Source organism: Sphingomonas sp. Leaf10 (assembly GCF_001421245.1).
Lineage (GTDB): Bacteria > Pseudomonadota > Alphaproteobacteria > Sphingomonadales > Sphingomonadaceae > Sphingomonas.
Genome location: NZ_LMKE01000010.1, coordinates 12,106 through 34,840, shown reverse-complemented (window position 1 = coordinate 34,840; position 22,735 = coordinate 12,106). Strand labels below are relative to the sequence as shown.

Sequence of the window (22,735 nt, the reverse complement as noted above, 5' to 3'; positions counted from 1 at the left end):
ACCCCCTCCACCACCGCTGCGCGGCGGTCCCCCTCCCCGTGCCGGGGAGGATCTGGTTACCCCTCGGCGTCCAGCCCGTACGCCGTGTGCAGCACGCGCACCGCCAGTTCGGTATAATCCTCTTCGATCAGCACGCTGACCTTGATCTCCGACGTGGTGATCGCCTGGATGTTGATGCCGCGATCACCCAGCGTCTGAAACATGGTCGACGCCACACCCGCATGGCTGCGCATGCCGACGCCGACGATCGAGATCTTGGCGACCCGCGTGTCGTGCAGCAGCTTGGCGAAGCCGATATCGGTGCTCGCCTTTTCCAGCGTGTCGAGCGCACGGGCCAGTTCGGCGGCGGGCACCGTGAAGGTCACGTCGGTCGACCCCGCCGAATGGGCGATGTTCTGCACGATCATGTCGACATTGATGCCGGCGGCGGCCAGCGGGGCAAAGATCGATCCGACCGCACCGGGGCGATCGGGCACCGCGACCAGCGTGATCTTCGCCTCGTTCTTGTCGTGCGCGATGCCGGTGATGAGCTGCCGTTCCATGTCCGTCACTTCCTCTTCGCCGACGATCAGCGTTCCACGATATCCATCCTCGTCGCGGCTATCGTCGAACGACGACAGCACGCGGACGCGGACCTGTTCCTTCATCGCCAGCCCGACCGATCGGGTCTGGAGCACCTTCGCCCCGACCGAGGCGAGCTCGAGCATTTCCTCATACGTCACCCGCGCCAGCTTGCGCGCGCGCGGCACGATGCGCGGGTCGGTGGTATAGACGCCGTCGACATCGGTGTAGATGTCGCAGCGATCGGCCTGCATCGCCGCCGCCATCGCCACCGCCGACGTGTCCGACCCGCCGCGCCCCAGCGTCGTGATGCGCTGCTCGTCGGTCACGCCCTGAAATCCCGGGATCACCGCCACCTCGCCACGCGCCAGCGATTCGTCGAGCGCGGTCGTATCGATCGATTCGATCCGTGCCGTCGCATGGGCGTCGCTGGTGCGGATCGGCAATTGCCAGCCCAGCCACGACCGCGCCGGCACGCCGATCGCCTGTAACGCGATCGCCAGCAGCCCGCTGGTCACCTGTTCGCCCGACGACACCACCGCGTCATATTCGCGCGGGTCGTACAGCGCCGATGCCTCGCGGCAGAACCCGACCAGCCGGTCGGTATCGCCCGCCATCGCCGACACGACCACCGCGACCTGATTGCCCCCTTCGACCTCGCGCTTTACGCGCTGGGCGACGTTGCGAATGCGTTCGATCCCCGCCATCGAGGTGCCACCGAACTTCATCACGATCCGCGCCATGCGTTTTGCCATTCATCCTTGGGGGGAATGGCGGCGGCTGATAGGAGAGCGCCATGACGAACGCAAGCGAAGCAATCTTTATGTCCCCAAAAGCCGCGGTCGCGCAATCAAGCGTCGTCGCGCGCGAAGCGGCGCATTTCGGCGAGCTCGCCGCCGACTGGTGGAACCCCCATGGCAGCTCGGCGATGCTTCACCGGCTGAACCCGGTGCGCCTCGGCTTCGTCCGCGCCGCGATCGATTCGCATTGGGGCGGCGACGGTCTCGGCTTCACCCCGCTCGAGGGCAAGACCGTGCTCGACGTCGGCTGTGGCGCGGGGCTGCTCGCCGAGCCGCTCGCCCGGCTGGGCGGTCGGGTAACCGGCGTCGATGCCGCCCCCGAAAATATTGGTGCCGCCAGCGCCCATGCCGCGCAATCCGGCCTGTCGATCGAGTATCTGGCGGGGGGCGTCGAAGCGGTCGCCGGGCGGCAGTTCGACCTCGTCACCTCGCTGGAGGTGATCGAGCATGTCGCCAACCCCGCCGCCTTCGCCCATGCGCTGACGCAGGCGGTGGCACCCGGCGGCTTGCTGATCGTGTCGACCCCCAACCGCACCGCGCTGTCGCGCCTTGCGATGATCTCGGTCGGCGAAGGGATCGGCCTGATCCCGCGCGGCACGCATGGCTGGGACAAGTTCCTGACGCCCGACGAACTCGCCACGCATCTGCAAGCCGGCGGCATGACCGTATCGCCGCCGACCGGCCTCGCCTTCTCGGCGACGCACGGCTTCAAGCTTTCGGACGACGTCTCGCTCGACTATTTCCTGACGGCGACGCGGGACTGACCCGCGCCGCCGCAAGGCTCACTTCTTGTCGAGATTGATGATGAACAACGGCCCGAATTCGAAGGTCTGCTTACCCGTCGCCAGTTGCAGCGACGCCATCAACTCTCCCGCTGCATAGTCGCGATCGGCCCGGCCGGTCACCTGCTGGAACTCGAACGCCTCCCCGACCTCGATCGGCCCACCGAGAATGGTGGTGTAAGGTTCCTTGTTCAGCTGAACCCCCGCGCTGGCGATTTTCGCCTTGGTTCCCGCCGGCATGCCGGTCGCGCGGACGTGGAAGGCGAGGACCAGCCGGTCCCCCTTCGCCACCGGCGCGTTGGTCGGCGACTGGAGCTGGATGTTCCACGGCTGCTTGTCCGCGCCCGGTATCGCGATCCGCAGCATCTTGCCGCCATCGACATCCTTGGTCCGCGTCAACGGCGGCTTGGGAATGCCATAGACCTGCAGGCTGCCCGGCATCGGCGCATTGATGACCTTCGCGGCAAAATCTTCGGCGGTCTGTGCGGTCGACGGCGCAGCGACCACGGCAACCAAAGCGGCCGCCATCCAGCTCTTATACATGTCCCCTCCCAAGGATCGTTGGAGCGCCCATGCTAAGCCAGCCTTGGTATACGGATCAACGGTAAACGTTGTCAGCACTGGCGATGCCGCCACGCATCCCCATGTCGCGCCAATGGAAAACGACCTGCACCGCTTCGTCGAGGCACAGCGCGACAGCTATCCGCAAGCGCTTGCCGAACTGCGCGCCGGGGCCAAGCGCAGCCACTGGATGTGGTTCGTCTTTCCGCAGATCGCCGGCCTCGGCCAAAGCCCGACCGCCCGCCATTTCGCGATTCGCGATCTCGGCGAAGCCCGCGCCTATCTCGCCCATTCGTTACTCGGAAAGCGGCTGCGCGAATCGGTACAGGCGCTGTTGCCGCATCGTGGGCAAGATATCGGCCGCATCCTCGGATCGATCGACGCAATCAAGCTACGCTCGTCGATGACCCTGTTCGAGGCCGCAGCGGATGGCGGCGAACCGGACTTCGCCGCGATCCTCGACGCCTTCTACAATGGCGAGCGCGACCCGGCCACGCTCGCCCGCCTGTAATCAGCTGCGCGGAGTGAGCTTCAGCAGCTTGGCATTGGCCCCATCCTGCAACACCCAGATGGCGCCATCCGGCCCCTCCTCCACTTCGCGTATACGGGCGTTCATCGGCCACTGATCGCCCTTGGCGGCATTGGTACCGTTGACGTCGACCCGGACCAGCGCCTCGCTCGACAGGCCACCGATGAACAGGTCGCCGGCATATTGCGGGAACAGCTTGCCCGAATAGACGATCAGCCCGCCCGGCGAGATCACCGGGTTCCACGCGACCTTGGGCGCCTCCAGATCGGGGCGGGTGCTGTGGCGCGGGATCGGGCGGCCGTCATAATGATCGCCCTCCGACACGAGCGGATAGCCGTAATTGCGTCCGGCGACGATCAGATTGACCTCGTCGCCGCCCTTCGGCCCCATTTCCTGCTCCCACAAATTGCCCTGCGCGTCGAAGGCGATGCCCAGCAGGTTGCGGTGCCCGTACGACCATACCGCGGGATGGAAGCCCTTCGCCGTCAGCCCCGGATCGCCCGCCGGCTGCCCGTCCAGCGTCAGGCGTAGCACCTTGCCCAAAGTCGCCTTGGGGTCCTGCGCCGGATCGAACTTCTGCCGCTCGCCATTGGTGAAGAACAGGTGCCGCCCATCGGGGGCAAAGGCGATGCGGCCCGAATAATGGCCGTCGCCGCTGACGAACGGGGTCGCGCGGAACAGTTCGCTGATCCCGGTCACGCGGTTGCCATCGAGCACCCCGCGTGCCAGCACCACGCCCTTGCCGCCGTCGCCCGCCACCGAATAGCTGAGGTAGACGCGGCGACTGCTCGCGAAGTCGGGGGCCAGCACCACGTCCATCAACCCGCCCTGCCCGGCCGAATCGACCGGGATGGTCGCGGCGGTGGTCCGCTGGCTACCATCGGCGCTGACCAGCAACAGCCTACCGCCCTTCTCGGTCACCAGCATCCGCCCGTCGGGCAGGAAAGTCATCGCCCAGGGCGCATCGAACGTCGCCACCTCACGCGTGGCGAACGGCACGCCGCCGGTGGTTGCGCCGGGCGTCGGGGTCGGAGTCGCGGTCCGTGCGGGTGAAACGACGACCGGCGCCGCATCGACATCGCTGCCGGCATTGCACGCCGCCAGCAACGCGGCGACGGGAATCAGCGAACGGAACGGCGACATCGGCGAAATCCTCTCGAAACAGCATATTTGTCTGTGGCAACGCGGCGCCCGGCGCGACGATCCTGCGCCCCTTGCCGAGACATGCAATTTTACATATATGGACGTTGCTTCCTCGACATCGTCAACGTGCCGAGGCCGGTTCCGACAGGAACCGGCAGCGAAGCGGCGTAGCTGATGGAGACGGCATGGCGGATATCGCCGAACTGACGCGATTGATCGAACCGGAGGCGCAGGCCTTGGGCTTCGCCCTCGTGCGTGTGAAGATGATCGGCGGCAAGTCGGACCCGACGCTGCAGGTGATGGCCGAGCGCCCCGACACGCGCCAGCTGACCATCGACGACTGCGCCGAACTGTCGCGCCGCATCTCCGACCTGCTCGACGAGAACGACCCGATCGAGGAAGCCTATCGGCTGGAGGTCTCGTCGCCCGGCATCGACCGGCCGCTGACGCGCCTTGCCGATTATACCGACTGGAAGGGGTTCGAGGCGCGCGTGACGCTCGACGCGCCGATCGACAATCGCAAGCAATTGACCGGCATCCTGCTGGGTACCGACGGCGATCAGGTCACGATCGACGTGCGCAAGCACAAGCCGATGACCGTGCCCTTTGCCGCGATCATCGATGCCAAGCTCCTGATCACCGATGCGCTGCTGAAGGCGACGGCACCGCTGTCGACCGAGGGTGCCGACGAGTATGAAGACGAACCTGCCGACGACGAACCGGCTGACGCAGAAGGACTGAACTGACATGGCCACCGCCGTCACCGCCAACCGCGCGGAACTGATCGCGATCGCGAATTCGGTCGCATCGGAAAAGATGATCGACAAGGCCATCGTGATCGAGGCGATGGAAGACGCGATCCAGCGCGCTGCCAAGACGCGTTACGGCTCGGAAAACGACATCCGCGCCAAGCTCGATCCGAACACCGGCGACCTGCGCCTGTGGCGTGTGCTCGAAGTTACCGAGCTGGTCGACGACCATTTCAAGCAGATCGGCGAGAAGGATGCGCAGAAGCTGCAAAAGGGCGCGGCCATCGGCGACTATATCGTCGATCCGCTGCCCCCGATCGAATTCGGTCGCATCCAGGCGCAGGCATCGAAGCAGGTCATCCTGCAAAAGGTCCGCGACGCCGAGCGCGAGCGCCAGTTCGAGGAATTCAAGGATCGTCAGGGTGAGATCATCACCGGCGTCGTCAAGCGCGTCGAGTTCGGTCACGTCGTGGTCGATCTCGGCCGTGCAGAAGGCGTCATCCGCCGCGACCAGCAGATCCCGCGCGAAGCGGTCCGGGTCGGCGACCGCGTCCGTTCACTGATCCTGAACGTGCGCCGCGAAAATCGTGGCCCGCAGATTTTCCTCAGCCGCGCGCATCCCGACTTCATGAAGAAGCTGTTCGCGCAGGAAGTGCCCGAAATCTACGACGGCATCATCGAGATCAAGGCTGCGGCCCGCGATCCCGGTTCGCGCGCGAAGATCGGCGTCATCAGCCATGACGGCTCGATCGATCCGGTCGGCGCCTGCGTCGGCATGAAGGGCAGCCGCGTGCAGGCCGTCGTGCAGGAAATGCAGGGCGAAAAGATCGACATCATCCCGTGGTCGCCCGACACCGCAACCTTCGTCGTCAACGCATTGCAGCCGGCCAATGTCGCGCGCGTGGTGCTCGACGAGGAAGAGGACCGGATCGAGGTCGTCGTTCCTGACGATCAGCTGTCGCTTGCCATTGGTCGTCGTGGCCAGAATGTCCGCCTCGCCAGCCAGCTGACCGGCAAGGCGATCGACATCCTGACCGAAGCCGATGCGTCGGAAAAGCGTCAGAAGGAATTCATCGAACGCTCCGGCATGTTCGAGAAGGAACTCGACGTCGACGAGACGCTGGCGCAGTTGCTGGTCGCCGAAGGCTTTGGCGAACTGGAAGAAGTCGCCTATGTCGAGATCGAGGAACTGGCGGGTATCGAAGGCTTTGACGAGGATCTGGCGCAGGAGCTGCAAAGCCGTGCGCAGGAAGCGATCGATCGTCGCGAACAGGCCGCCCGCGAAGAGCGCAGCGCGCTGGGCGTCGAGGACGCACTGGCCGAACTGCCCTATCTGACCGAAGCGATGCTGGTCACGCTGGGCAAGGCGGGCATCAAGACGCTCGACGATCTGGCCGACCTCGCCACCGACGAACTGGTCGAAAAGAAGAAGGCCGAACCCCGCCGTCGCGGCGACGACGCGCCGAAGCGCGAAGCGCCGAAGGGCGGCATCCTCGCCGAATATGGCCTGACCGACGAACAGGGTAACGAGATCATCATGGCCGCCCGCGCCCATTGGTTCGCCGATGAAGATGCGACGGCCGAAGATTCGGAGGACGCAGTTGCGGAATCCGAACAATGACACGCCACGGCTGACCGACAGCCCCGAGCGAACTTGTATCCTGTCGCGTGAACATGACGCACGCGACAGGCTGGTCCGACTCGCACTATCGCCAGACGGTAACGTACTTCCCGATGTCAGGGCCAAGGCCCCCGGCCGCGGCGCATGGATCGGGGTAACCCGCGCCGAACTAGAAACCGCGATCGCCAAGGGGCGATTCCGGGGTGCGCTGGCGCGTGCGTTCAAGGGCGCGGCGCTGACCATCCCCGCCGATCTGCCGCAACTGGTCGAGGATGCGCTTAGGCGTCATGCGCTCGACCGGCTGGGTCTGGAGGCGAAGTCGGGTTTCGTTGTGATCGGCGGCACCGCGATCGACAAGGCGGCGCGCAGCGGCAAGCTGTACGCCCTGTACCATGCGTCCGACGCCGCCCCCGATGGCGCCGGAAAACTGGCGCAGGCATGGCGTGTCGGAACCGATGACGAAGGTTCCGGGCGCAAGGGATTGGCATTGCCGGTCCCACGCACCATATTGTCATTAGCGCTTGGGCGCGAAAATGTGGTACATGTCGGCCTGACCGACGCACGGGCGGCACAGCGAGCCAATGACGCGCTGTCCCGCTGGCTGCACTTTATCGGACCCGAACCTATCCCTGCGGCTTGCGAAACATCTTCGCAGGGCGCATCGACGGCGCAATTTTCCGGCACGGACGTTGTCGGTCACATTGGCGTCGACCAATTGAAGCAGGAACCTGAGTAACCGGATGAGCGACATCGACAACGACAAGCCGAAGCTGGGCACCCGCGCGCCGCTCGGCCTCAAGCGCACCGTGGAAACCGGCAAGGTGAAGCAGAGCTTCAGCCATGGCCGCTCCAACACGGTGGTCGTGGAGGTGAAGCGCCGCCGTGTGCTTGGCCGTCCCGGCGAAGAACAGCAGCCTGTCGAACAGGCGGCACCCGAAGCGGCCTCTGCGGCGCAGCAGCGTCCGGCCCCCGCGCCGGCGGCTCCTGCCCCGCGTCCGGCGGCGAGCAGCAATGCCGGCCTGTCACGTCACGAGCTGCAGGCGAAGCTGCTGCGCGAGGCCGAAGAGGCTCGCATGAACGCGGCCGAGGAACATCGTCGTCGCGACGAACGGATCGCGCGCGAAACCGCCGAGGCCGAGCGTGTCCGTGTCGAGGAAAAGGCGCGCGCTGCTGCCGAGCCGACACCCGCGCCGGAACCGACGCCTGCGCCTGCCCCGGTAGCCGAACCGGCCCCTGTGCCGACGCCGGCTCCCGAGCCGACGCCCGCACCGGTCGAGGCAGTGCCTGCGCCGACCCCGGCACCAGCGCCTGCCCCGGAACCCGTTGCCGAAAACCCGGCGCCAACGCCTGCGCCCGCACCGACGCCTGCGCCGGTTGCGGCGAAGCCTGCTCCGGCACCGGCACGTCCGGCGCCGCCTCCGGCACCCGCATCTGCTCCGGCACCGCAGCCGATCATCCTGACCGCCGACCCCAACCGGCCGGCGCCGCGTCGCTTCACCCCGGTGCAGCGTCCGGAAATCCCGAAGCCGCAGCCCAAGCCCGAGCCGGCCCCCGCGCCTGCGCCCACGGCTGCTGCGACTCCGGCTGCCCGCACCGTCGCTGGCGGTCAGACCGCGCGTCCGACCCCGTCGGGCACCGGTCAGGCGACCCCGCGTCGCAACGAACCGGCACGTCCGGCGCCGTCGCGCGACCGCAAGGGCGACGATCGTCGCCAGTCGGGCAAGCTGACCGTTACCCGCGCGCTTGGCGACGATGGTGCGCGCTCGCGCAGCCTCGCTGCCCTCAAGCGTGCGCGTGAAAAGGAAAAGCGTGGTTTTGGCGGCCCGCGTGAACCGCAGGTCAAGCAGGTTCGCGACGTGCAGGTGCCGGAAGCGATCACCGTGCAGGAACTCGCCAACCGCATGGCGGAAAAGGGTGCCGATCTGGTCAAGACGCTCTTCAAGATGGGTTCGCCTGTCACGATGACGCAGACGATCGATCAGGACACCGCAGAACTGCTGGTTACCGAATTCGGCCACAACATCGTGCGCGTCAGCGATTCGGACGTCGATCTGGCGCTCGATACCGCCGAGGATTCGGCCGATGCGCTGCAACCGCGTCCGCCGGTCGTCACGATCATGGGTCACGTCGATCACGGCAAGACGTCGCTGCTCGACGCGCTGCGCGGCACCGATGTGGTGCGCGGCGAAGCCGGCGGCATCACCCAGCATATCGGCGCCTATCAGGTGACGCTGAAGGACAAGTCGCGGATCACCTTCCTCGACACGCCCGGCCACGAAGCGTTCAGCGAGATGCGTGCGCGCGGTGCCGACGTCACCGACATCGTCATCCTCGCGGTGGCGGCCGATGACGGGCTGATGCCGCAGACGATCGAGGCGATCCATCACACCCGCGCTGCGGGCAAGCCGATGATCGTCGCGATCAACAAGGTCGACAAGCACGAGGCGAACCCGCAGCGTATCCGCGAACGCCTGCTCGAACATGACGTGCAGGTCGAGGAAATGGGTGGTGAAACCCAGGACGTCGAAGTATCGGCGCTCAAGAAGATCGGTCTCGACCAGCTGATCGAGAAGATCCAGTTGCAGGCCGAACTGCTCGAACTGCAGGCCAACCCCGATCGCCCGGCCGAGGCCAGCGTGATCGAGGCGAAGCTCGACAAGGGTCGTGGTCCGGTCGCGACCGTGCTGGTCCGTCGCGGTACGCTGAAGGTCGGCGACGTGTTCGTCGTCGGTGCGGAAAGCGGCAAGGTCCGCGCGCTGATCGACGACAAGGGGCGTCAGGTGAAGACCGCCGGTCCGTCGACCCCGGTCGAGGTGCTGGGCCTGTCGGGCGTGCCGATGGCGGGCGATCCGCTGCAGGTTGTCGAGAGCGAGGCACGTGCCCGTGAGGTCGCCGAATATCGTCAGGGCGTGCTGCTCCAGAAGCGCACCACCCAGGCGCCGGCGAGCCTCGAAAGCATGTTCTCGGCGCTCAAGTCGAAGCAGGCGATCGAATATCCGCTGGTGGTGAAGGCCGATACCCAAGGGTCGGTCGAAGCCATCGTGGGTTCGCTCAACAAGATCTCGACCGACGATATCCGGGTGCGCATCCTGCATTCGGGCGTCGGTGGCATCACCGAGAGCGACGTGACGCTGGCCGCGGCATCGGGTGCGCCGATCATCGGCTTCAACACCCGTCCGAACGCCAAGGCGCGCGAGATCGCCGAGCGGAACAAGGTAGCGTTGAAATATTACGACGTCATCTACACGCTGACCGACGATATCCGTGCGGGCATGGCAGGTACGCTTGGGCCGGAAGCGTTCGAAACGGTCGTCGGCCGTGCCGAGATCCGCGAGGTTTTCTCGGCAGGCAAGCATGGTCGGGCCGCAGGTCTGTTGGTGGTCGAAGGTGTCATCCGCAAGGCGCTCAAGGCGCGCATCACGCGCAACGACGTCATCATCTATCAAGGTGAGATAGCGTCGCTGCGTCGCTTCAAGGACGATGTCGCCGAAGTGCGCGCGGGTCTGGAATGCGGTGTCACGTTCACGCAGAACTTCACCGACATCAAGGCGGGCGACTTCCTCGAAACCTACGAAGTCGAACTGCGCGATCGCACGCTGTGATTGACGGGCGGCAGGGGGCGACCCTTGCCGCCACCCTCCGCCCCCGGCTGCGCTTGTGCGTCGCTTGGGTGATCGGCGGGGCGGCGGCGTTGTTCGTCGCCAACCTGCTGTCGGGCTGGGCGATGCTGATCGTCGTGGTGCTGCTGGCGCTAAGCTGGCTGGGCCTGTTCGTCGACGGAATGCTGCGGACTTGGCGGTGGCGTGCGGCAGGAATGCCGGCGCTCCTGCCAGCCTTCCTGCCGGTCATCGCTCTGCCCTTCGCCGCCTTTCTCGCCAGCCATGCGCTCTATTTGTCGCACGTCGTACCGTCGTGGTGGCTGTTGCGATCGGAGCATAACGCGTTCGATCAGGCGTTGACCGGCGGTCCGGTGCCAACCGGTGTCGCTGGCATCGAACGGTCGGGTTCACGCGTCTCCTTCCGGACCGTGAACGCAAAGACCGGAAGCTGGGCCGCCATCGTCCATGACCCGACCGACCGCATGGCCGCCGCGCACGGCTGGAACGGCGGACCGGTCGCCACCGACATCGCGCGGGTGTTCCGCGGCAACACCATCTGGTGCCAGCGACTCGACAGCCACTGGTTCCACTGTCAATTCGGTTAGGCCATGTCAGACTCTACCCAAGAAACCCGCTCCGTCCGCCTGCTCCGCGTCGGCGAACAGGTCCGCCACGTCCTGTCGGATGTCCTCGCGCGCGGCGACGTGCATGACGACGTGCTGGCCAGTCATTTCGTATCGGTCACCGAAGTCCGCATGTCCCCCGATCTGCGCCACGCGACGGTGTTCGTGAAGCCGTTCCTCGGCAAGGACGAGGAGGTGGTGCTGAAAGCGCTGCGCACCAACACCGCCTATCTCCAGTCGGAGGTCGCCAAGCGAGTGAACCTGAAATACGCCGCGAAGCTCAAATTCCTGATCGACGAGAGTTTCGACGAAGGCAGCCGCATCGACCAGTTGCTGCGCGATCCCAAGGTCGCGCGCGACCTCGAACCGGACAACGACACGGCCGAGGACTGAGTGGCCAAGCTCTATTTCTATTATGCGTCGATGAACGCAGGCAAATCGACGACGCTGCTCCAGGCCGATTTCAACTATCGCGAGCGCGGGCTGACCACGAAACTGTTCACCGCCGCCATCGACACGCGCGAGGGCATGGGCGTGATCGGTTCGCGCATCGGTTTGTCGGCACCGGCGATCCCGTTCGATGAGGGCAGCGACCTGTACGCCTGCATCGCCGCCGACCCGGTCGGTTGCGTGCTGGTCGACGAGGCGCAGTTTCTGACCACCGGACAGGTCGATCAGCTCGCCCGCATCGCCGACGAACTGAACGTGCCGGTGCTGGCATATGGCCTGCGCACCGATTTCCTCGGGCACCTGTTTCCGGGCTCGGCGCGGCTGCTGGCGATCGCCGATGCGCTGATCGAGCTGAAATCGGTCTGCACCTGCGGGCGCAAGGCGACGATGAACCTGCGCGTCGATGCCGACGGTAATGCGGTACGCGACGGGCAGCAGACCGAGATCGGCGGTAACGACCGCTATGTCGCGCTGTGCCGGCGTCATTTCTGCGAGGCGATGCGCTGATGCATGGCTGGATCATCATCGACAAGCCGCTCGGCCCCGGATCGACGCAGATCGTCTCGGCGGTCAAGCGCGCGCTGCGCGAAGGCGGCTATGGCAAGCACAAGGTCGGCCATGGCGGGACGCTCGATCCGCTGGCGACCGGCGTGCTGCCGGTCGCGATCGGTGAGGCGACGAAGCTCGCCGGGCGGATGCTCGATGCGTCGAAGCGCTACGACTTCACCATCCGCTTCGGGGCGCAGACCGATACGCTGGACCTTGAGGGCAAGGTAATCGCCGAGTCCGCAGTGCGGCCGATGCTGGCGGCGATCAAGGCGGTGTTGCCGCGCTTCACCGGGCCGATCGAGCAGGTGCCGCCGGCCTATTCGGCGCTGAAGATCGATGGAGAGCGTGCCTATGATCTGGCGCGCAAAGGCGAAGAGGTGGTCCTCGCGACTCGCAAGGTAACGATCTACGACCTCCAAATCCTCCCCGGCACGGGGAGGGGGACCATGCGCAGCATGGTGGAGGGGGGCATCCACGAACGCTCCCCTGCTGGAAGCCCCCCTCCACCCCCGGCCGCGCCGGCGGTCCCCCTCCCCGCAAGCGGGGAGGAGCTGGAGGAAATCACCCTTTCCGCCTTCGTCTCCAAGGGCACCTACATCCGCTCCCTCGCCCGCGACATCGCGCTCGCGCTCGGCACGCTCGGCCATGTCACCATGCTCCGCCGCACCAAGGCCGGCCCGTTCACCCTCGAACCCGCCATTTCGCTGGACAAACTGGCCGAATTGGGTAAGGGCCACGCGCTTGAAGAAACGCTCCTGCCACTGGGGGCGGGGCTGGACGACATCCCGGCTCTGTCCCTCGACCCCGATCAGGCAGGGCGGCTCCGCAAGGGGCTTCGACTGATCGGGTTTGCAGCGGACGACGGTCTGGGCTTCGCGACACTGGACGATGTGCCGGTGGCGCTGGTCGAGACACTCGATGGGGAAACCCGTGTCGTCCGCGGCTTCAACCTCGAATAGAAAGGACGACGATGTCGATCACTGCTGAAAACCGTCAGGCCCTCATCAAGGAACATGCCCGCGCCGAAGGCGACACCGGCAGCCCCGAAGTGCAGGTCGCGATCCTGACCACCCGCATCCAGAACCTGACCGAGCATTTCAAGACCCATGCGAAGGACAATCATTCGCGTCGCGGTCTGCTCATGCTGGTCAACAAGCGGCGTTCGCTGCTCGACTATCTGAAGAAGAAGGACGCGGAGCGCTACAGCGCGCTGATCGCGAAGCTCGGCCTTCGGAAGTAACGAAGAAAGGGCGGTCCGACGGGCCGCCCTTTTTCCATGTGGGGCGGCCAACTCCGCCCACGAAATTCCCCGCAAAACGGGGTATAGGCTTTGCGACCGGATCTCCGGCCAAGCCGTCCCGTCGCAATCCGGCGACATGGGACACCGGGCCGAAACGGTCCGACACTCGGGATGGACATCCATCCAAGCTGCCCCGGCGCGCATAGGGCCGCCGGTGTAAAGGAAACGACATGTTCGATATCAAGAAAAGCACCATGGACCTGGGCGGCAAGACGCTGACCCTCGAAACGGGCCGCGTAGCCCGTCAGGCCGACGGCGCGGTCATCGCGACGCTGGGCGAAACCGTGGTGCTGTGCGCGGTCACCGCCGCACGCTCGGTCAAGGAAGGACAGGACTTCTTCCCGCTGACCGTGCACTACCAGGAGAAGTATTCGGCCGCGGGTCGCATCCCCGGCGGCTTCTTCAAGCGCGAACGCGGTGCGACCGAGAAGGAAACGCTGGTCAGCCGCCTGATCGATCGCCCGATCCGCCCGCTGTTCCCCGAAGGCTTCTACAACGAAATCAACGTCATTGCCCAGGTGCTGAGCTATGACGGCGAGAACGAGCCCGACATCCTGGCGATGATCGCGGCATCGGCGGCGCTAACCATTTCGGGCGTGCCGTTCATGGGCCCGATCGGCGCGGCGCGCGTCGGCTATGTCGATGGCGCGTACGTCCTGAACCCGACGCTGGATCAGGTGAAGGAAGGCGATCTCGACCTGGTCGTCGCCGCCACCGGCGATGCGGTGATGATGGTCGAATCCGAAGCCAAGGAGCTGTCGGAAGAGGTCATGCTCGGCGCCGTCGTGTTCGCGCACGACGCGTCGAAGAAGATCGTCGACTGCATCATCGACCTCGCCGAACAGGCTGCCAAGGACCCGTGGGAACTGGCCCCGGTCGCCGACCAGTCGGCCGCGAAGAAGAAGCTGAAGTCGCTGATCGGCAAGGACCTGACCGCGGCCTATAAGCTCACCGACAAGCAGGCGCGCCAGAACGCGATCAACGACGCCCGTACGAAGGCGCGCGAGGCGTTCGCCGACCTCAAGGAAAGCGATCCGGCGCAGTATCTCGGCACGCTCAAGCTCGTGAAGAAGCTGGAAGCCGAGATCGTCCGCACCGCCATCCTGAAGGACGGCCGCCGCATCGACGGTCGCGACACGAAGACGGTCCGCCCGATCGAGGCGATGGTCCATTTCCTACCGCGTGCCCACGGCTCGGCGCTGTTCACCCGCGGCGAGACGCAGGCGATCTGCACCACCACGCTCGGCACCAAGGACGCCGAGCAGATGATCGACGGCCTGAACGGCCTGCATTATGAACGCTTCATGCTGCACTATAACTTCCCGCCCTATTCGGTCGGTGAAGTCGGCCGCTTCGGTGCGCCGGGCCGCCGCGAAGTCGGTCACGGCAAGCTGGCATGGCGTGCGCTGAACCCGGTGCTGCCGTCGAAGGAGGAATTCCCCTACACGATCCGCGTCCTGTCGGACATCACCGAGTCGAACGGCTCGTCGTCGATGGCGACGGTGTGCGGCGGGTCGCTGTCGATGATGGACGCGGGCGTTCCGCTCAAGCGTCCGGTGTCGGGTATCGCCATGGGCCTGATCCTCGAAGGCAAGGATTATGCGGTCATCAGCGACATCCTCGGCGACGAGGATCACCTCGGCGACATGGATTTCAAGGTGGCGGGCACCAGCGCCGGCATCACCTCGCTCCAGATGGACATCAAGATCGCCGGCATCACCGAAGAGATCATGAAGGTCGCGCTGGCGCAGGCCAATGAAGGCCGCGCCCACATCCTCGGCGAAATGGCGAAGGCGCTGGGCGAAACCCGCACCGAGCTGTCGGCCCACGCGCCGCGCATCGAAACCTTCTCGATCGACAAGTCGAAGATCCGCGAAGTGATCGGCACCGGCGGCAAGGTGATCCGCGAGATCGTCGCCACCACCGGCGCGAAGGTCGACATCGACGACGAGGGCGTCATCAAGGTGTCGTCGTCCGATCCGGCCCAGATCGAAGCCGCCGTCAACTGGATCAAGGGCCTGGTCGAAGAGGCGGAGGTCGGCAAGATCTACAACGGCAAGGTCGTCAACCTCGTTGATTTCGGCGCGTTCGTGAACTTCATGGGCGGCAAGGACGGCCTAGTCCACGTCAGCGAAATCCGCAACGAGCGGGTCGAGAAGGTCGCCGACGTCCTGTCCGAAGGGCAGGAAGTGAAGGTCAAGGTCCTCGAAGTCGATCCGCGCGGCAAGGTTCGCCTGTCGATGCGCGTCGTCGATCAGGAAACCGGCGCTGAGCTGGAAGACACCCGCCCGGCACGCGAACCGCGCGAAGGCGGCGACCGTGGCCCGCGTGGACCCCGTCGTGACGGCGGTGATCGTGGTCCCCGCGGCGAAGGCGGCGATCGCGGCCCCCGCCGCGACGGCGGCGACCGTGGCCCCCGCCGCGACCGTGGCGATCGTCCGCGTCGCGAAGAGGGTAACGAAGGCGGCAACGGCCTGCCGTCGTTCATCACCGATAACTGATCGTTCGCCGGTCGGTTTGAAGAAGGGCTCGCGGCGACGCGGGCCCTTCTTCATTGTGCGGAACGCGGCAAGTCCGGCGCGCATCGCCGCACGGGGCTTGTGCCCCCCCGCCCGGAAGCGGTATCCGGCGCATCTCCATGGCACGCTCTTCCCAACGTCCGCAGAAGCGGCCCGCCGCCGCTCCCTCCCGCTGGCGGCGCATCCTGCGCTGGACGCTTGGGATCGGGTTCGGCCTCGCGCTGATGGCGGCGATCGCGCTGGTCGTCGCGGTCTATAATGCCAGGTCGAACATCCCGAGCTTCAGCCAGCTGAAATCCTCGCCCAATGGACAGATGATTCGGGTGCGCGCCGCCGATGGGTCGATCCTCGTGTCGCTCGGGCCTAGCTATGGCGAGTGGATTCCCTATTCGCAGATTCCGGCGCCGATGCGCGAGGCGATGGTCGCGGTCGAGGATCGCCGCTTCCGGTCGCATTGGGGCGTCGATCCGGTGGCGCTGGCACGGATCACCAAATTCGCGATCGACAATCGCGGTACCGGCCGGCGGTTGCAGGGCGCGTCGACGATCACGCAGCAGGTCGCGCGCACCATCTTCCTGTCGAACAGCTATACGGTCGGGCGCAAGTTCCGCGAGATCATCCTGGCCCTCGCGCTGGAGCGCAAGTTCACCAAGAATCAGATCCTCGAGCTGTACCTGAACAAGGTTTATTTCGGCGGCGGCGCCTACGGCATCGACGCGGCGTCGCGGCGCTTCTTCAACCATCCCGGCACCAATTTATCGCTGTCCGAGGCGGCAGTAATCGCCGGCCTGGTCAAGGCGCCGTCACGCTATTCGCCCACCGCCGATGCCGAGGCGGCGGTCGGACGGGCCGGCGTTGTGCTGAAGCTGATGCAGGAAACCGGCGCGATCACCGCGGCGCAGGCGATGGACGCCGATCCGCAGGCGATCAAGCTCGCCCCCGAACCGCAGCAGAACAGCGTGCGCTACTTCACCGACTGGGCCCTGCCGCAGCTCGAAACGCTGATCGACGAGACCGAAGCGCCGCTCGACGTATGGACCACGCTCGATCCGTCGATGCAGCAGAGCGCCGATACCGCGATCCGCGCCAATGCGCCCGCCGGCGTGCAAGGCGCGCTGGTCGCGCTCGACCGCGACGGGGCGGTGCGGGCGCTGGTTGGCGGCAAGGATTATGTGTCGTCGATATACAACCGCGCGACGCAGGCGACGCGTCAGCCGGGGTCGGCATGGAAGCTGTTCGTGTATCTCGCCGCGCTGGAGGCGGGCATGAACCCCGACAGCCAGGTCAACGACACGCCGATCACCATCGACGGCTGGACCCCGCGCAACGCGTCGCGCCGCTATAGCGGGCAGGTGTCGCTGCGCACCGCCTTCGCCTATTCGCTCAACACCGTCTCGGCGCGGCTGGGACAGGAGGTCGGCTTTGCGACCGTCGCCGACATGGCGCGCCGCTTCGGCATCACCACCCCGATCAATACCAAGCCGGCGATGGTGCTCGGCACGTCGGACGTCCGCCTGATCGACCTGACCCGCGCCTATGCCTCGGTCGCGAGCGGCGGGACAGCGGTCGTCCCCTATGGCATCACCCGCGTCACCGCCAACGGATCGGTCATCTACCAGCATCAGGTCGACAGTTCCCGCGTACTGGTCGCGCCCTATGTCGCGCAGCAGATGACCGACCTGCTCCAGACCGCGGTCAATACCGGCACCGGTCGCGCCGCACAGATCGGCCGGCCGGTGGCGGGCAAGACCGGCACGACCACGTCGTACAAGGACGGCTGGTTCATGGGCTTTTCGTCGGGCATCACCACCGGCGTGTGGATGGGCCGCGACGATGCAAAGGCGGTCGCGGGGCTACAAGGCGGCACCGCGCCGGCTCGGGCCTTCGCCGCGTTCATGCGGCAGGCGGTGGCCAATCGCCCGGTCGAGGAGTTCAATACCAAGGTGACGCTGCCCGAATGGCAGGAGGAGCCGGACGCGGAGAGCTATTACGGCGCGCCCGACGACCGGGTCTATGTCGATCCCGACGGCAACCCGATCGAACAGCCGCGCACCGGCGACGATCAGGGCGATGTCGATCAGGGCGACGACGCACCGGCACAGCCGCGCGTACCCGACGAACAGCTCGATCAGGATTGGATCGACCGCGCGCTCGGCCGGGGGCAGCAGCGGCCCGAACAGCCGGTGCCGGCGCAACGCCGCCCCGCACCCGATCGCCGCCAGCCCGTGCCGCCGCCGGGCTATACGGAAGAGGATACCCGCCCGAACCAGTGAAGCGCCGCCCCTTCCGCCCGCAACCAGTGGCGGGCGGCGTCCGGATCGCCCTCGAACAACTCGGCGACCAGCGCGTGAAAGGCGGGGCCGTGATGCATATGGACGCGGTGCGCCACCTCATGCGCGACGGTCGCGCGGCGGACATGGGTGGGGGCGAGCAACAGCCGCCAGCTATAGCGGATCGTGCCACTCGAACTGCAACTGCCCCAGCGTGCCTTGGGATCGCCGATCGCGACCTGCGCGACGGTCACGCCGGCCTTGGCGGCATAGTGCGCGGTGTCTTCGGCAAGCACACGTAGCGCCTCGCGCTTGAGCCAGCGTTCGATGCGGGTGGGGAACTGGTCGATCGGCCCGCCGCAGGTGAGGATGGCGTTTCTATCCATATCCCCACCCCTCTCGCCGCGTACGTCACCCCAGCGCAGGCTGGGGTCTTCTGGTAATGAAGCGTCGCTCCTCGCTGCGGAAGATCCCAGCCTACGCCGGGGTGACGATAATGGTGCAGGTGAGTTCGCTGGGTTCACGTCATCTCGTGACCATGGACCCCGGTCTGCGGCGGGATGACGATCGGTCGAGAGCGCAACTGCCCGCGACGCACCCTCCCGCCACACAAGCCGCACCATCCGATCCGCAACCGCCAGCACCGCCCCATCCACGAACGGCCGCCCCTGCGGCAACTTCGCCCGCTGTGCCGCGATCCAGTCGGCCTTCTCGCCCGCCCATGCCACGGCCTTCGCCAGTGCCATCCGCTTCGGCACGGTCAGCCGTACCCGCCCGGTCGCCGGATCGACAGACAGCCGCGCGACGCGTGCGCGCGGATGACGGACAACCTCGACGCCGTCGATCACAGCGTCCGGTCGGTCAGGTGATGCTCGAGATCGCCGACGTCGTTTTCGGACACGGTCCAGCCGCGTGTCGACTGGCCGGCGGCATGGACGCTCTCCCGGTCGCCGCTGTTCAGATAATGCCAGTCGGGCAGCTTCTTGCCCTCGTCCCGCAACCGATAGGCGCAGGTGGACGGCAGCCATTCGATTTCGGCGACGTTGCGGGCGTTCAGTCGCACGCATTCGGGAACATAGGCGTGGCGGTGGCGATAGTCGCTGCACTGGCCCATGCGCCGGTCGAGCAGCTTGCACGCGACATTGGTCGCATGGATTTCGCCGGTATCCTCATCCTCCAGCTTGTGCAGGCAGCATTTGCCGCAGCCGTCGCACAGCGCCTCCCACTGCGCCCGGTCGAGCGCGGCGAGCGGCAAATCTTCCCAGAAACGGCCGCTCACCGGACCCACTTTTTCAGTTCGGCCGCGACCGCCGGACCGCCTTCGTCCTGCGGCAGCAGCGCGACCGGGCGGCCCTGCGGGTCCATCAGGATCGCGGTGCGGCTATGGTCCATCAGATATTCGGTGGCGCCGGGCGGCTGTGACTTGGCATAGGTGACGCCGTACGCACGCGCGGCATCGGCGATCGCCTGCGCGCTGCCGGTCAGCCCGACCATGCGCGGGTGGAAGGCGGAAACGAACTTGCCGACCACTGCCGGCGTATCGCGTTCAGGATCGACGGTGACGAAGATCGGCACGACCTTCGCGCCCAGTTCGGGCGATTCTTCCTCGAACGCCTTCACGCCGGCGGCGATATTCTGGACATCGACCGGGCACACATCGGGGCAATAGGTATAGCCGAAATACATGATCCGCCATTTGCCGGCGAAGTCGGTATCGCGCACGACCTTGCCCGCCGAATCGGTCAGGACGAACGGCCCGCCGATGCGCGCTCCTGCCAGGGGCGGAGTGCCCGGCGATTCGGCCTGCCCGCCACAGGCGGCAAGGGCCAGCGCGAGCGCTGGCGCGAGGATGCGGACGATGCTGTTCATGGTGTTGCCAGCCATGATCTGATAGGCGACGCCTTGCAAGCCGCGTAACGTCCTTTCGGAGCCTGTTCCATGCCCGCCATCCGCCTCATCCTCGTCGCCGCGCTGATGCTGCCCGCCGCCGCGCAGGCCCAGCAGATGTCGCCGGGCTATATCTTCCTGAAGGCGATCCGCGACGAGGACGGGAACAAGGTCAACGACATCCTCGGCCAACCCGGCCAGACGATCATCAATACCAAGGACCGTTCGACCGGCGAAAGCGCGCTGCACATCGTCGCGAAGAACGGCAACCTGACCTATCTCCGCTTCCTGCTCGCCAAGGGGGCCAACCCCAATATCCAGGACAATCGCGGCAACACCCCCGCCTTGCTGGCGGTCGAGGCGGGATCGGTCGAGGCGATCAACGCGCTGACCGCGCGCAAGGCGAACCTGAACCTCGGCAACAGCAGCGGCGAGACCCCGCTGATCCGCGCGGTGCAATTGCGCAACATCGACATGGTCCGCACGCTGATCGCCGCCGGCGCCAATCCCGATCAGCCCGACGTCCTCGCCGGCATGTCGGCACGCGACTATGCCAAGCGCGATACGCGCACCCCGGTGCTGCTCAAGACGATCGAGGACAAGCCCGCCGCCGGGGAAAAGGCGCCGGTCGCCGGCCCGCGGCTGTAGGTCATCGCCAATCATAGACGGTTCGACTTCTCCCCTCCCTGAAAAGGGAGGGGTCGGGGGTGGGTCGGCACGCGAGGGAGCGTTATGCCAGCCCCAAACCTACCCATCGTCTTCCTAGTCAGGGACGAGAGCAAGTATTCGCGCCGCCGGCTGAATGTCGATCCATCCTGAGCGTCCGATTCCACACAGGTAGATGAACAGCTCCGCTCAACCCGCCAGCGCGACCTCGGCCGGGGCGGACCGTTCGGCCAGCAACCCCTCGCGCTTGGCGACGATCGTCGGGACCAGCATCTGCCCGGCGACGTTGACGGCGGTGCGGCCCATGTCGAGGATCGGGTCGATCGCCAGCAACAACCCTGCGCCCTCCAACGGCAGGCCTAGCGTGGTCAGCGTCAACGTCAGCATCACCGTCGCGCCGGTCAGCCCGGCGGTCGCCGCCGATCCCAGCACCGATACCATCACGATCAGCGCATAGTCGGCGGCGTGTAGCGTCAGCCCGAAGAATTGGGCGACAAAGATCGCTGCGACCGCCGGATAGATGGCGGCGCATCCGTCCATCTTGGTCGTCGACCCCAGCGGCACGGCGAACGCGGTGTACGCGCTCGGCACGCCCAGCGCGCGCTCGGTCAGCTCCTGGGTCACCGGCAGCGTACCAACCGACGAGCGGGTAACGAAGCCCAGCTGGATCGCGGGCCATGCCCGGCGGAAGAACCACAGCGGATCGATGCGATGCACCGCCAGCAACAGCGGGTAGACGACCAGCAGCACAAGACCGAGGCCGAGATAGACGGTGCCTGCGAACGCGCCGAGCGACGACAGCGTGCTCCAGCCATAGCGGACGATCGCATCGCCGATCAGCGCCGCCGACCCGATCGGGGTCAGCGCGATCACCCAGCGCAGCAGCCGGCGCAGGATCATCAGCGCCGAGGTGTTGAAGGCGAGGAACGGCTCGCCCGCCGCCCCGACCCGGACGGCGGCGGCGCCGACTGCGATGGCGACGACGATGATCTGCAGCACGTTGAAGCCGAGCGCGGTGGTCGCCGCACCGTCGGCGACCTTGGTCGTCGCGGTCAGGCCGAGCAGATTGGCCGGTACCAGCCCTTTCAGGAAATCGAGCCACGACCCGACCGTCGTCGGCGCGGCGGCGGTGGCGACCGGAGCGCTACTGTGCAGGCCCGGCTGGATCACCGATGCCAGCACGATGCCGATCGACACGGCGATCAGCGCGGTGATCGCGAACCACAACAGCGTCTGCCCGACCAGCCGCGCGGCATTGGGCAGGTCGCGCAGCGCCGCGATCGATCCGACGATGGCGGTGAACACCAGCGCCGGGACCAGCACCTTGAGCAATTGCACGAAAATCTGTCCGACCGTGTGCAGCGTCGTACCGATCGCGCCATCCGCCCCACCCGCCTCCGCCGCGACGAAACCGAGGCCGACCCCGACCGCCATACCTATCGCGACCTGTACGCCGAACGACGGCCAAACTCTGGTAATCTGCATCAACCCCATGTCGTCGCGGCGGACGGTCGCGACAACGAAGCAAAACTAGCCTTGCTGCAACGCGCCGTTACAGTCCCTCACCGCCTACCCAATGCGCGTTCGACAGATAGCGGGCGACATCCCACACCTGTCGCCGCAGGTCCGGCACGGCAACGATCTCCCAGAACGCACCGCGCGTCATTGGGCCGATCGCGAACAGCGCATCGTCGCCGGCGCCGTCGGCACGCAACACCCGGCCCGCCTGGTCGACCTCGATGCCGAGATGCTCGGGATCGGGCCGGATGCGGCCGGTGGCATGGAGATGGGCGAGCAGCGGCTCGTCGGTCCGCGCCAGATCGCCTTGCGGTCCGGTGCAGGCGATGATCCGGGTGACGTGCAGCGTCTGCACCGCATCGCTGCCGCGCGGTCGCCAGCGCACGTCGATGCCACCTTCGGCCGGGGCGGCGTCGCAGGTCTTGCCCGGCAGCACGGTCAGCCGGCCGCTGTCGACCAGCGCGGCGATCCGGTCGGCGACGGCGGGGGCCAGCCGGTGGCGATGGATATCCCACCACGGCCGCAAATGCCGTAGGAACCGGCGGCGTTCTTCGCCGTCCGCCGCCGCCCAAATGCCTTGAGTGAAGGGGCGCAATTCGTCGACCGCG

General features: G+C 66.5%; 22 protein-coding genes. 14 read left to right on the top strand and 8 right to left on the bottom strand.

The window, feature by feature from the left end:
* Positions 1–56: 56 nt before the first annotated feature.
* On the bottom strand, positions 57–1,304 hold the full coding sequence (locus tag ASE59_RS09285; protein ID WP_056455379.1) for an aspartate kinase: 1,248 nt from the start codon (positions 1,302–1,304) through the stop codon (positions 57–59).
* Positions 1,305–1,384: 80 nt separating this feature from the next.
* Between ASE59_RS09285 and ubiG the strand changes: the two genes are divergently transcribed.
* Positions 1,385–2,125 carry a bifunctional 2-polyprenyl-6-hydroxyphenol methylase/3-demethylubiquinol 3-O-methyltransferase UbiG gene (ubiG, locus tag ASE59_RS09280; protein ID WP_156359985.1) on the top strand — a complete coding sequence of 247 codons (741 nt, stop codon included), beginning with the start codon at positions 1,385–1,387 and terminating at the stop codon, positions 2,123–2,125.
* 18 nt (positions 2,126–2,143) lie between these two features.
* On the opposite strand, the gene ASE59_RS09275 is transcribed toward ubiG, so the two are convergent.
* Positions 2,144–2,686 (bottom strand): hypothetical protein, encoded by a 543-nt coding sequence (locus tag ASE59_RS09275; RefSeq protein ID WP_056455375.1) that lies wholly within the window; start codon positions 2,684–2,686, stop codon positions 2,144–2,146.
* 112 nt (positions 2,687–2,798) lie between these two features.
* Here ASE59_RS09275 and ASE59_RS09270 point away from each other — a divergent pair, with 112 nt between their 5' ends.
* Positions 2,799–3,215, top strand: a complete 417-nt coding sequence (locus ASE59_RS09270; RefSeq protein WP_056455373.1) for a DUF1810 domain-containing protein — start codon at positions 2,799–2,801, stop codon at positions 3,213–3,215.
* On the opposite strand, the gene ASE59_RS09265 is transcribed toward ASE59_RS09270, so the two are convergent.
* Positions 3,216–4,376, bottom strand: coding sequence for a PQQ-dependent sugar dehydrogenase (locus ASE59_RS09265; protein WP_056455371.1), 1,161 nt, complete (start codon positions 4,374–4,376; stop codon positions 3,216–3,218).
* Between the two features lie 185 nt (positions 4,377–4,561).
* Here ASE59_RS09265 and rimP point away from each other — a divergent pair, with 185 nt between their 5' ends.
* From rimP to ASE59_RS09210, 11 genes are all read left to right on the top strand, one after another.
* A complete protein-coding gene (gene rimP, locus ASE59_RS09260) occupies positions 4,562–5,122 on the top strand; it encodes a ribosome maturation protein RimP (RefSeq protein WP_056455369.1) in 561 nt (186 codons plus the stop codon).
* A 1-nt stretch (position 5,123) separates the two neighbouring features.
* Entirely contained in the window at positions 5,124–6,746 is a 1,623-nt protein-coding gene (nusA, locus tag ASE59_RS09255) for a transcription termination factor NusA (RefSeq protein WP_056455367.1), read from the top strand.
* A 10-nt stretch (positions 6,747–6,756) separates the two neighbouring features.
* On the top strand, positions 6,757–7,482 hold the full coding sequence (locus ASE59_RS09250; RefSeq protein ID WP_056455498.1) for a DUF448 domain-containing protein: 726 nt from the start codon (positions 6,757–6,759) through the stop codon (positions 7,480–7,482).
* Between the two features lie 4 nt (positions 7,483–7,486).
* On the top strand, positions 7,487–10,348 hold the full coding sequence (infB, locus tag ASE59_RS09245; RefSeq protein ID WP_056455365.1) for a translation initiation factor IF-2: 2,862 nt from the start codon (positions 7,487–7,489) through the stop codon (positions 10,346–10,348).
* Positions 10,345–10,950: a hypothetical protein gene (locus ASE59_RS09240; RefSeq protein ID WP_056455363.1), complete on the top strand. Its 606-nt coding sequence runs from the start codon at positions 10,345–10,347 to the stop codon at positions 10,948–10,950. The genes infB and ASE59_RS09240 overlap by 4 nt, the downstream gene beginning before the upstream one ends.
* A 3-nt stretch (positions 10,951–10,953) precedes the next feature.
* Positions 10,954–11,361, top strand: a complete 408-nt coding sequence (rbfA, locus tag ASE59_RS09235) for a 30S ribosome-binding factor RbfA (RefSeq protein WP_056455361.1) — start codon at positions 10,954–10,956, stop codon at positions 11,359–11,361.
* Complete coding sequence (locus tag ASE59_RS09230) at positions 11,362–11,925, top strand: thymidine kinase (RefSeq protein ID WP_056455360.1); 564 nt, start codon at positions 11,362–11,364, stop codon at positions 11,923–11,925. It abuts the gene before it with no gap.
* Positions 11,925–12,926, top strand: a complete 1,002-nt coding sequence (gene truB, locus ASE59_RS09225; protein ID WP_056455358.1) for a tRNA pseudouridine(55) synthase TruB — start codon at positions 11,925–11,927, stop codon at positions 12,924–12,926. The genes ASE59_RS09230 and truB overlap by 1 nt, the downstream gene beginning before the upstream one ends.
* An 11-nt stretch (positions 12,927–12,937) precedes the next feature.
* Positions 12,938–13,207, top strand: coding sequence for a 30S ribosomal protein S15 (gene rpsO, locus ASE59_RS09220; RefSeq protein WP_056455357.1), 270 nt, complete (start codon positions 12,938–12,940; stop codon positions 13,205–13,207).
* Positions 13,208–13,437: 230 nt separating this feature from the next.
* Complete coding sequence (gene pnp / locus ASE59_RS09215; RefSeq protein WP_056455355.1) at positions 13,438–15,768, top strand: polyribonucleotide nucleotidyltransferase; 2,331 nt, start codon at positions 13,438–13,440, stop codon at positions 15,766–15,768.
* Between the two features lie 137 nt (positions 15,769–15,905).
* Complete coding sequence (locus ASE59_RS09210) at positions 15,906–18,059, top strand: PBP1A family penicillin-binding protein (RefSeq protein WP_082458193.1); 2,154 nt, start codon at positions 15,906–15,908, stop codon at positions 18,057–18,059.
* On the opposite strand, the gene ASE59_RS09205 is transcribed toward ASE59_RS09210, so the two are convergent.
* Genes ASE59_RS09205 through ASE59_RS09195 form a run of 3 tightly spaced genes read right to left on the bottom strand, consistent with a single transcriptional unit; the run spans position 18,026 to position 19,940 of the window.
* Complete coding sequence (locus ASE59_RS09205; RefSeq protein WP_235515707.1) at positions 18,026–18,904, bottom strand: M48 family metallopeptidase; 879 nt, start codon at positions 18,902–18,904, stop codon at positions 18,026–18,028. The genes ASE59_RS09210 and ASE59_RS09205 overlap by 34 nt on opposite strands.
* Positions 18,901–19,335 (bottom strand): YcgN family cysteine cluster protein, encoded by a 435-nt coding sequence (locus ASE59_RS09200; RefSeq protein WP_414899169.1) that lies wholly within the window; start codon positions 19,333–19,335, stop codon positions 18,901–18,903. Before ASE59_RS09200 ends, ASE59_RS09205 begins: the two co-directional genes overlap by 4 nt.
* Positions 19,332–19,940 (bottom strand): SCO family protein, encoded by a 609-nt coding sequence (locus ASE59_RS09195; protein WP_056455494.1) that lies wholly within the window; start codon positions 19,938–19,940, stop codon positions 19,332–19,334. The genes ASE59_RS09200 and ASE59_RS09195 overlap by 4 nt, the downstream gene beginning before the upstream one ends.
* A gap of 54 nt (positions 19,941–19,994) precedes the next feature.
* Between ASE59_RS09195 and ASE59_RS09190 the strand changes: the two genes are divergently transcribed.
* Positions 19,995–20,591: an ankyrin repeat domain-containing protein gene (locus ASE59_RS09190; protein WP_056455349.1), complete on the top strand. Its 597-nt coding sequence runs from the start codon at positions 19,995–19,997 to the stop codon at positions 20,589–20,591.
* Positions 20,592–20,798: 207 nt separating this feature from the next.
* Here ASE59_RS09190 and ASE59_RS09185 read toward each other — a convergent pair whose 3' ends face one another.
* Positions 20,799–22,103, bottom strand: coding sequence for a dicarboxylate/amino acid:cation symporter (locus tag ASE59_RS09185; RefSeq protein WP_056455347.1), 1,305 nt, complete (start codon positions 22,101–22,103; stop codon positions 20,799–20,801).
* 58 nt (positions 22,104–22,161) lie between these two features.
* A partial coding sequence (locus ASE59_RS20640) for an FAD/NAD(P)-binding protein (protein ID WP_414899168.1) occupies positions 22,162–22,735 on the bottom strand: 574 nt, incomplete at its 5' end.